Here is a 788-nt window from a genome sequence, read left to right as displayed (position 1 = left end):
TTTTATTGTTTGCTTTTATTAACCTGATGATGATCCTATTCATTAAGATAACATCAAGCCACAAACATGACATATTATTGAAAGAAGTTAGTATGAAGAACAAACAACAGTGTATTGCTCTTGAAAGCTTCGGATGATTAGTATTACTCGACTTTGATGTCACCACCTTTACATCTGTAACCTATCAACGTAGTAGTCTGCTACGGTCCTATATGGAATTCTCATCTCGTGGCTAGTTTCGCACTTAGATGCTTTCAGCGCTTATCTATTCCCAACGTAGCTACTCTGCAATGCCCCTGGCGGAACAACAGATTCACTAGAGGTTAGTCCAACCCGGTCCTCTCGTACTAAGGTCAGCCCCACTCAAAATTCCTACGCCCACAACAGATAGGGACCGAACTGTCTCGCGACGTTCTGAACCCAGCTCGCGTGCCACTTTAATCGGCGAACAGCCGAACCCTTGGGACCTTCTCCAGCCCCAGGATGTGACGAGCCGACATCGAGGTGCCAAACCTCCCCGTCGATATGAGCTCTTGGGGGAGATCAGCCTGTTATCCCCAGCGTACCTTTTATCCTTTGAGCGATGGCCCTTCCATGCAGAACCACCGGATCACTATATCCGTCTTTCGACCCTGCTCGGCTTGTCTGCCTCACAGTCAAGCAAGCTTATGCTATTGCACTCCTCATACGGTTACCAAGCGTATTGAGCTTACCTTTGAAAGCCTCCGTTACCTTTTTGGAGGCGACCACCCCAGTCAAACTACCCATCAAACAATGTCCCCCCCGAA

The 788-nt window shown here is 47.8% G+C and carries 1 rRNA gene; it reads right to left on the bottom strand.

What is annotated here, in order from left to right:
• Positions 1–117 precede the first annotated feature (117 nt).
• Positions 118–788, bottom strand: a 23S ribosomal RNA gene (locus tag R2Q94_RS22120); the annotation flags it as partial.

The organism is Pedobacter gandavensis, from assembly GCF_032678465.1.
In the GTDB taxonomy this organism is placed as follows: Bacteria; Bacteroidota; Bacteroidia; order Sphingobacteriales; family Sphingobacteriaceae; genus Pedobacter; species Pedobacter gandavensis_B.
The sequence above is the reverse complement of the archived record's forward strand: the minus strand, read 5'-3'. Positions and strand labels throughout refer to the sequence as shown.